The sequence below is a fragment of the Longimicrobium sp. genome, from assembly GCF_036280135.1.
Classification (GTDB): domain Bacteria; phylum Gemmatimonadota; class Gemmatimonadetes; order Longimicrobiales; family Longimicrobiaceae; genus Longimicrobium.
On sequence record NZ_DASURI010000118.1, the window covers coordinates 1 to 7,171 of the forward strand.

General features: G+C 76.8%; 1 protein-coding gene. It reads right to left on the bottom strand.

All coding sequences use genetic code 11. The features are described from left to right. Positions 1 to 7,171 (bottom strand): non-ribosomal peptide synthetase (locus VFZ20_RS03745; RefSeq protein ID WP_329682488.1); only part of this gene is annotated, 7,171 nt, incomplete at both ends.

Sequence of the window (7,171 nt, forward strand, 5' to 3'; positions counted from 1 at the left end):
CCACACCACCCACTGCGACGCGGGCCCCGTCCGCAGCACGGCGTGCCGCATGAGCGGCGGGTCGCCGGGCTGGAAGCCGGCGGCGCGGTCCTCGTCCAGGTAGCGCCGCAGGGCGGCCTCCTGCTCCGCCTCGGGGGCGCCGCTCCAGTCCTGCACCGTCCACTTGAGGGGGGCGGCGGCGTCCACCCGCTGCAGGGGGCGCCGCAGCCCCTCCCACACGAACGCCGTCCGCAGCACGGCGTGCCGCGCCACCACCTCGGCCCAGGCGCGCCGGAAGGCGTCCAGGTCCAGCGTGCCCTCCAGCCGCAGGGCCACCTGCGCGTGGTACGCCTGCGCGGCGTCGCCGTACAGGTTGTGAAAGAGCATCCCCTCCTGCATGGGCGAGAGCGGATACAGGTCCTCCACGCCCCGCCGGCCGGCCAGCACGGCGTCCAGCTCCGCCTGCGACAGCCGCGCCAGGGGAAAGTCCGACGGGGTGTACCCGCCCGCGTCCGCCTGGCGGCAGTGGGCGATGATGCCCCGCAGGGCCTCCCCGTACGCGTGGGCCAGGCGCTCCACCGTCTCGCGGCGGTGCGCCCCCTCGTCGTACGTCCAGCTCAGCTGCAGCGTGCCGCCGGCAATGCGGCCGCCCACGGCCAGCAGGTGCGCGCGGCGGTTCTCCGGCGCCACCTCGGCCCCCCGGCGCCCGGCCGCGAAGCGAAAGCGGCTGGCCCCCGCGATCCCCTGGTCGAACTGGCCCAGGTAGTTGAAGCCGATCTCCGGCTCCGCCTGTGCCGCCAGGGCCGCGCGCACCCCGTCGTCGGGCGACAGGTGGCGCAGCACCCCGTGGCCGATGCCCCGCAGGGGAATGCCCCGCAGCTGCTCCTTGACGGCCTTGAGGCGCGCCCCGGGGCCCGCGGCGCCCGTGACGTCCAGCACCACGGGGTACACGCTCGTGAACCATCCCACCGTGCGGGTGAGGTCGATCCCCGTGCCCACCTCTTCCTCGCGGCCGTGGCCCTCCAGGGAGATGCGGACGCGCGGCGTGCCCGTCCAGGCGCCCACGACCTGGGCCAGGGCCGCCAGGAGCACGTCGTTGATCTGCGTGCGGTACGCCGCCGGCACCTCCTGCAGCAGGGCCCGCGTCTCGTCCGCGTCCAGGGCCACGCTCACGGAGCGGGCGGCCTCCACGGTGCCCACGGGCGCGCCGTCCAGGGGCAGGGGCGCCACGCCCGCGGTCCCCTGCCCCAGCCAGTAGGCGGCCTCGTCGGCCAGGGCGTCGCCGGCGGCGTACGCCTCCAGGGCGTCGGCCCACTGCCGGTACGAGGTGCTCCGGGCGCCCAGGTCCACGGGCTCGCCCCGCTCCGCCTGCGCGCACGCCCGCTCCAGGTCCTCGCGCAGGATGCGCCACGAGACGCCGTCCACGGCCAGGTGGTGCAGGACGATGAGCAGCACGCGCCCCCGGGGGCCCCGGTCAAGGAGGACGGCGCGCCCCAGGGGGCCGTTCTCCAGGTCCAGGCTCGTCTGCCGCGCCTGGGCCGCCTCGCCCTGCGCGCGGTCCTGCTCCCCGGGATCCAGGGCGGACAGGTCCACCCGCTCCAGGACGATCCCCGTCTCGTCGGCGTACCGCTGCTCCCAGCCGGCGCCCGCGCGGCGCAGGCGCAGCCGCAGGGCGTCGTGGTGGTCCAGCACCCCCGCGAGCGCCGCCTCCAGGGCGGCGTCGGGGACGGACGCGTCCACCTCCAGCAGGACGGACTGGTTGTAGTGCGCGGGCGCGGGCTGCGCCTGGCCCAGGTACCACGCCTGGATGGGGGTGAGGGGGACGGCGCCGTGCACCCGCCCGGGCTCCGCCGCCGGCGCGCCGGAGGCGCCGGCGTGCTCCACGACGGACGCCAGCTCGGCGATGGTCTCGTACTCGAACATCTGCCGTGGCGTGACCTCCAGCCCCGCGCGGCGGGCCAGCGACACCACCTGGATGGAAAGGATGCTGTCGCCGCCCAGCTCGAAGAAGCTTTCCTCCACGCCCACGCGGTCCAGCCCCAGCACCTCGGCCCAGATGCCGGCCAGGGCCTCTTCCACGGCGTTGCGCGGGGCCACGTACGCCCCCTCGGGCGCCACGTCCTCGGGCGCGGGGAGGGCGCGGCGGTCCAGCTTGCCGTTGGGGGTGAGGGGCAGGGCGTCCAGGCGCACCAGGGCGCCGGGCACCATGTACTCCGGCAGGCGCTCCTGCAGCCGCGCCCGCAGCGCGTCGGCCTGCGCCGCCCCCGTGAAGTACGCCACCAGGCGCTTTTGCCCGGGCACGTCCTCGCGGACGGCCACGGCGCAGTCGGCCAGGCCACGGTCGCCCCGCAGCACGGCCTCGATCTCCCCCAGCTCGATGCGGAAGCCGCGGATCTTGACCTGCTCGTCCAGGCGGCCCAGGTACGCCAGGTCGCCGGCGTCCGTCCACCGCGCGCGGTCACCCGTGCGGTACATCCGCGCGCCCGGCATGCCCGAGAACGGGTCCGGGACAAAGCGCCCGGCCGTGAGCGCGGGGCGGCGGAGGTAGCCGCGGGCCACGCCCGCCCCGCCCAGGTACAGCTCGCCGGGAACGCCGGGGGGCACGGGGAGGCCCGCCGCGTCCAGCACGTACGCCCGCACGTGCTCCAGGGGCCGGCCGATGGGGGGCGCCTCGCCGTCCGCGGCCACCCGGCCCGAGGCGGCGGAGACGGTGGTCTCCGTGGGGCCGTAGGCGTTGTGCAGCTCCACGGCGCCCGCCCAGCGCGCCGCCACGGCGGGCGGCAGCGCCTCGCCCGCGCTCACCACCACGCGCAGGTCGGGGACGTCCGCCGGGTCCATCACGGCCAGGGCCGACGGGGGAAGGGTGGCGAAGGTGACGCGCTCGCGGCGCAGCGTGTCGCGCAGGGGCTCGCCGGGCAGGAGCGCGTCGCGCTCCGCCATCACCAGCGTGCTCCCCGTGAGCAGGGCGCCGAACAGCTCCTCCACGGCCGCGTCGAACGAGAACGAGGCGAACTGCAGGGCCCGGTCGCCCGCGCGCTGGCCCAGGCGGCCGCGCTTCCACGCGGCCAGGCCGGGCACGCCGCGGTGCGTCACGGCCACGCCCTTGGGCCGGCCCGTGGACCCCGAGGTGTAGATGACGTACGCCAGGTGGTCCACGTCCGACGGGACCGCCGGCGCCGTCTCGGGCAGGGCCGCGATGGCCTCCGCCTCCGCCCGCGTGTCGAGCACGGCGGGGACGCCGGCCTCGCGAAGGGACGCGGGGAGCCCGCCGTGGCAGACGACGAGCCCGGCGCCCGAGTCCGCCAGCATGTAGCGCAGGCGCTCCGCCGGGTAGGCGGGGTCCAGGGGGAGGTACGCGGCGCCGGCCTTGAGGGCAGCCAGCATGGCCACGGCCGTGTCGGGCGTGCGCTCCGCCACCACGCCCACGAGCGTCTCCGGCCCCGCGCCCAGCGCGGCGAGCCGGTGCGCCAGGCGGTTGGCGGCCGTATCCAGGGCCCGGTAGGTGACCGTGCGGCCGCCGCGGACAAGGGCGGCGGCGTCCGGCATCCGCTCCGCCTGCGCGGCCACCAGCTCGTGCAGGGGGCGGGGGCGGTAGTCACCCGCCGTGCCGCTCCACGTGGCCACCTGCGCCCGCTCCCCCTCCGTGAGCAGGTCCAGCTGGCCCAGGCGCGCGTCGGGGTCGGCCGCGGCCTGCTCCAGCACCCGCCGCAGGTGGCCCAGGATGCGCCGCACGACGGCCGCGTCGAAGCGGCTGCCGTCGTACTTGATGCTCAGGCCCAGCCGCGGGCCGGGGGCCACGACCAGCGAGAGGGGGTAGGTGCTCCACTCCACGGCGCGGCGCCCCGCCATCCGCAGCCGCGCGCCCTCGCCGCCGGCCGCGGACACCTGGGCCGGGTAGTTGTGGAAGATGTAGTGGCTCTCGAAGAGCGGCGTGCCGCGCGGCACCTCGCTCCACTCCTGCACCTGGGCCAGGGGCGCGTACTCGTAGTCGCGCGCCCGGGCGGCCTCGCGCTGCAGCCCGGCCAGCCAGGGGCCCAGCCGCGCCCCGGCGGGGACGCGGACGCGCACGGGGAGCGTGTTGATGAACACGCCCACCATGTCGTCCACCCCCTCCAGGTCCGCCGGGCGTCCGGCCACCGTGTGGCCGAAGACCACGTCCTCCTCGCCGCCGTAGCGCGACAGGAGCAGCGCCCAGGCGCCCTGCACCACCGTGTTGAGCGTCACCCCCGCCCCGCGGGCCACCTCTTCCAGCCGGCGGGTGCCCTCGGCCGGGAGCTCCACGCCCTCCACGGCGTGCAGCACCTCGTGGCCGGGGCGGGCGGGGCGGTCCAGCCCCAGGGGCGTGGCCGCGGAAAAGCCGGCCAGCAGCGCCCGCCAGTAGCGCTCCGCCGCCCCCGCGTCCTGCCGGCGCAGCCAGGCGATGTAGTCGCGGAACGGCCGCACGCGCCGCAGCTCCGGGGTGCCCCCCGCGCTCCAGGTGCCGTACAGCCGGAACACCTCGTTGATGATGCGGGTGGAGGCCCAGCCGTCCGTGAGCAGGTGGTGCCGGCTCCAGACGAACCAGTGCGCGTCGGGGCCCGCCCGGAACAGGGCGCAGCGCATGAGCGGCGCCTGGTCCAGGGCGTAGCCCCGCACGCGGTCCTCCTCCATGTACCGCTCCAGGGCCTGCGCCTGCTCCGCCTCCGCCAGCCCGCTCCAGTCGCCCAGGGTCCACGGCACCTCCACGGCCGTGTCCACCCGCTGCAGGGGGCGCCGCAGCCCCTCCCACGCGAACGCCGTCCGCAGGATGGGGTGGCGCGCGGCCACCTCGGCCCAGGCGCGGCGCAGGAGCGCCACGTCCAGGGGGCCCTCCAGCCGCTGGGCCGCCTGCGCCTGGTGCGCCTGCGAGCCCTCGCCGTACAGGGCGTGAAAGAGCAGCCCCTCCTGCAGCGGCGACAGGGGATACAGGTCCTCCACGTCGCGCCGCCCGGCCAGCACGGCGTCCAGCTCCCCCTGCGACAGCTCCGCCAGGGGAAAGTCCGACGGCGTGTAGCCGCCCGCGTCCGCCTGGCGGCAGTGGGCGACGATCTCCCGCAGGGCGTCCACGTACGCCCGCGCCAGCGCCTCGACGGTCTCGCGGCGGTGCGTGCCCTCGCCGTACGTCCAGCTCACCTGCAGGCACCCGCCCGCGATGCGGCCGTTCACGTCCAGCAGGTGGCGGCGCCGGGCGCCGCCGTCCACCTCGGCCCCGCGGGCGCCCGCGGCAAAGCGAAAGCGCGAGGCGCCGGCGATCCCCTGGTCGAACTGGCCCAGGTAGTTGAAGAGGATCTCCGGCTCCGCGGGGCCGGCCAGGCGGCGGCGCAGCTTTGCGTCAGGCGAAAGGTGGCGCAGCACGCCGTGGCCGATCCCCCGCAGGGGCACGGCCCGCAGCTGCTCCTTGACGGCCTTGAGCCGCTCGCCGGGGCCCGTGGCGCCGGACAGGTCCAGCACCAGGGGGTACACGCTCGTGAACCAGCCCACGGTGCGGGTCAGGTCGATCCCCGCCCCCACCTCCTCCTCGCGGCCGTGGCCCTCCAGGGCCAGGCGCACGCGGGGAGAGCCCGTCCACGCCGACACGGCCTGGGCCAGCGCCGTGAGCAGCACGTCGTTGACCTGCGTGCGGTACGCGGCGGGCACCTCCCGCAGCAGGGCGCGCGTCTCGTCCTCGTCCAGCGCCGCGGTCACGACGCGGGCGGCGGCCAGGGTGCCGTCGCCCTCCCCGTCCACGGGAAGGGGCGCCACGCCGCGGGCGCCCTGCGCCTGCCAGTACTCCGCCTGGGCCGTGAGGGCGTCGGAGGCGGCGTACGCCTCCAGGGCCTGCGCCCACTGGCGGTACGACGTGGTCTTGGCGCCCAGGCGCACGGGCTCGCCCCGCTCCGCCTGCTCGCACGCCTGCTCCAGGTCCTCGCGCAGGATGCGCCACGAGACGCCGTCCACCACCAGGTGGTGCAGGACGAGCAGCAGCACGCGGCCCCGGCCGCCCCGGTCAAGGAGGACGGCGCGCCCCAGGGGCCCGTGCTCCAGGTCCAGCCCGGCCTGCGCCCGCCCGGCCCGCTCCGCCTGCGCGCGGTCCTGCTCCTCGGACGAGAGGGCCGACAGGTCCACCCGCTCCAGGGCGATCCCCGCCTCGTCGGCGTGCCACTGCTCCCAGCCGGCCTCCGCGCGGCGAAAGCGCAGCCGCAGGGCGTCGTGGTGGGCCAGCACGCCGTCCAGCGCCGCCTGCAGGGCGGCGTCGGACACGGATCCGTCCACCTCCAGCAGGACGGACTGGTTGTAGTGGCCGGGCACCGGCTGGTCGCGGTCAAAGTACCAGGCCTGGATGGGGGTAAGGCGCACGCTCCCCTCCACCCGGCCCTGCTCCGCCGCCGGGGCCTCGTCCGCCCCCCGCGCCTCCACCACGGCGGCCAGGGCCGCGATGGTGGGGTGCTCGAAGAGGTGGCGGGGGCTCAGCAGCAGCCCCGCGCGGCGGGCGCGGGACACCACCTGGATGGAAAGGATGCTGTCGCCGCCCAGCTCGAAGAAGCTGTCCTCCACGCCCACGCGGTCGCGGCGCAGCGCCTGGGCCCAGATCTCGGCCAGGGCCCGCTCCACGGGCGTCCGCGGCGCCACGCAGGCGGCCCCGTCGTCCGCCGCCGCGCCGTCCTCGACGGGCGCGGGAAGCGTCTTTGGATCGATCTTGCCCGTGGCCGTCTGCGGCAGGGTCTGCATGCGCACGAAGGCCGCCGGCACCATGTACTCCGGCAGGGTGGCGCGCAGCGTCTCGCGCAGGACGGCCGTCTCCGCCTCGCCGGCCACGTACGCCACCAGGCGCTTTTCGCCGGGCGCGTCCTCGCGCACGACGACGATGGCGCCCGACACGCCCTCCTGCCTGCGCAGCACCGCCTCGATCTCGCCCAGCTCCACGCGGTAGCCGCGGATCTTTACCTGGTTGTCGGTGCGGCCCAGGATCATGAGGTTGCCGCCCTCCAGCCAGCGCGCCCGGTCGCCCGTGCGGTACATCCGGTCCCCCGCCCCCGCGAACGGGTCGGGGACGAACTTCTCGGCGGAGAGCGACGGCCGGCCCAGGTAGCCGCGCGCCACCCCCGCCCCGCCGATGTACAGCTCGCCGGGAACGCCCGCGGGGACGGGGCGCATCCGCCCGTCCAGCACGTAGAACCGGAGGTTCTGGATGGCG